We start from the raw sequence: 1,607 nt of genomic DNA, 5'->3' as shown, positions 1-1,607 counted from the left end.
GCCCGTCCCCTCGTCACCGAACGTCGCATGATCCCCCTCGTCCCGGGCNGGCGTCGGATCACGCGCGGTCCGCTGGGATCGTAGCGTGGCCCCGGGGCGATCCCGGGGCTCGTGACCGGATCGGTACGGACGGTGACCGGGTGCGCCGATCGGACTGCCCGGTGCACCCGCTCGGGGTCCGGGGCCTACGGTCGGCGCCATGAGCGACAGCATCCCCGACGTCCCGGGCCCCGAGGACTCCGACGACCGAGCACGAACCGACGCGATGCGCGAGCGGGTGCAGCATGAGGGCGCGGAGGGCACCGGGGAGCACCAGCAGCGGGCAGCCGACACCTCGTACAGCCCGTCCAGCGAACGGGAGACCCAGGCGGCGCAGACCGACCAGCGGGACGACGCCGAGCTCGAGGCCGACGGCATCGACCCGTCGAGGATCGTCGCCGCACCGGGGACCGGCGGCGCCGACGATGCTGGCGACGTCGAACCCGAGCCCGGCGACCTGCACCTGCCGTGGCAGTCGGAGGAGGACCGGCGGGGCTGAGGCTCCGGGGTACGGATCGCCCAGGCCGCCGGCGTAGCGTCCCGCGCATGCCGGTCCCGTGGATGGAGCGCACTGGTCGGACCCCGGGCGGGGTCGTCGGTGCGTGGTTCAACGTCGTCGTCTGCGCAGCGCTCGTCATCGGACTGCCGCTGAGCGTGCTGAGCCGTGGGCACGACCTCGCGCACATCGTCTTCGCGATCGTCCTGACGGCGATCGCGGTCACCCTGGAGGTCGTGTTCGTTCGGAACCTCCGGCAGCAGATCGAGCGGAGGCGGGGTCGGTGACCGGCGCGACCTGGTTCGGCATCGGCGCGGTCGTCGTGGCGCTGTGGGGTGTGACGATCGCGGTGTTCAACCGGTGGGCGCAGTCCATCGGTGGCGACGAGCTCGTGAACGGGAGGCCACTCACGCCGCGGTTCGTCCGGGTGATCGGCATCTTCCTCGCAGTCGTGGGGACCGGGATCGCCGTGGTTGCCTTCAGCGGGCTGCTCCCGACCGGCTGAGCGCCTCAGGACACCGAGTCCGGGTGGGACCCCGTGCGCTGCCCCGACTCGAGCGACGCGATCGCCGCCAGGTCGTCGTCGGTCAGCACGAAGCCGTCGACGTCGAGGTTCGACCGGATCCGCGCCGGCGTCACCGACTTCGGCAGCACCACCACGTCCTGCTGCACGTTCCAGCGCACGAGCACCTGCGCGACGCTCACCCCGTGGGCGTCCGCGATGCCGGTGAGGACCGGCTCGTCGACGAGTCGCCCGCGGCCGAGCGGCGACCAGGCCTCGGTCACGATGCCGTGCTGCGCGTGGAATGCCATCAGCTCGCGCTGCGGCAGCCAGGGGTGCCGCTCGACCTGGTTCACCGCGGGGACCTCGCCGGTCTCGTCGACGATCCGCTCGAGGTGCGGCACCTGGAAGTTCGAGACGCCTCGGCGAGTGCCGACCGCAGGGCATCCAAGCGCTCCTGCGCCGGCCCCACGGGGGCGTACGGCACCACGACGGTGTCGAGCCGCTCCGAGGTCGCCCAGTCGACGACAGCGGCCACGTCGGACGGGTCGAGCACCTCGGCCGCTCGCC

Annotated in this window: 4 protein-coding genes and 1 pseudogene; 3 read left to right on the top strand and 2 right to left on the bottom strand. The window is 72.9% G+C overall.

What is annotated here, in order from left to right; all coding sequences use genetic code 11:
- Window positions 1–199: 199 nt before the first annotated feature.
- From I5E_RS19535 to I5E_RS19525, 3 genes are read left to right on the top strand one after another with little or no spacing between them, the layout of a single operon-like run.
- On the top strand, window positions 200–538 hold the full coding sequence (locus I5E_RS19535) for a hypothetical protein (protein ID WP_022908469.1): 339 nt from the start codon (window positions 200–202) through the stop codon (window positions 536–538).
- A 47-nt stretch (window positions 539–585) separates the two neighbouring features.
- Window positions 586–822 (top strand): hypothetical protein, encoded by a 237-nt coding sequence (locus I5E_RS19530; RefSeq protein WP_022908468.1) that lies wholly within the window; start codon window positions 586–588, stop codon window positions 820–822.
- The gene (locus I5E_RS19525; protein ID WP_022906560.1) at window positions 819–1,040 is read left to right on the top strand and encodes a hypothetical protein; all 222 of its coding nucleotides are present in this window, start codon (window positions 819–821) and stop codon (window positions 1,038–1,040) included. The genes I5E_RS19530 and I5E_RS19525 overlap by 4 nt, the downstream gene beginning before the upstream one ends.
- 5 nt (window positions 1,041–1,045) lie before the next feature.
- Here the strand turns inward: I5E_RS19525 and I5E_RS19520 are convergent, their stop codons facing one another.
- On the bottom strand, window positions 1,046–1,441 hold the full coding sequence (locus tag I5E_RS19520; RefSeq protein WP_022908467.1) for an aldo/keto reductase: 396 nt from the start codon (window positions 1,439–1,441) through the stop codon (window positions 1,046–1,048).
- Window positions 1,390–1,607: pseudogene (locus I5E_RS26115) on the bottom strand (hypothetical protein); the annotation flags it as partial. The pseudogene I5E_RS26115 and the gene I5E_RS19520, both read right to left, overlap by 52 nt.

This window comes from Curtobacterium sp. B18 (assembly GCF_000333375.1).
GTDB lineage: Bacteria > Actinomycetota > Actinomycetes > Actinomycetales > Microbacteriaceae > Curtobacterium.
Note: the sequence above shows the minus strand (reverse complement) of the source record. Positions and strands in the feature narration are given on the sequence as shown.

Excerpts from the sequence above, each read along its gene's own strand:
- I5E_RS19535 (WP_022908469.1), top strand. The coding sequence starts at position 200 with ATGAGCGACAGCATCCCCGACGTCCCGGGCCCCGAGGACTCCGACGAC.
- I5E_RS19530 (WP_022908468.1), top strand. The coding sequence starts at position 586 with ATGCCGGTCCCGTGGATGGAGCGCACTGGTCGGACCCCGGGCGGGGTC.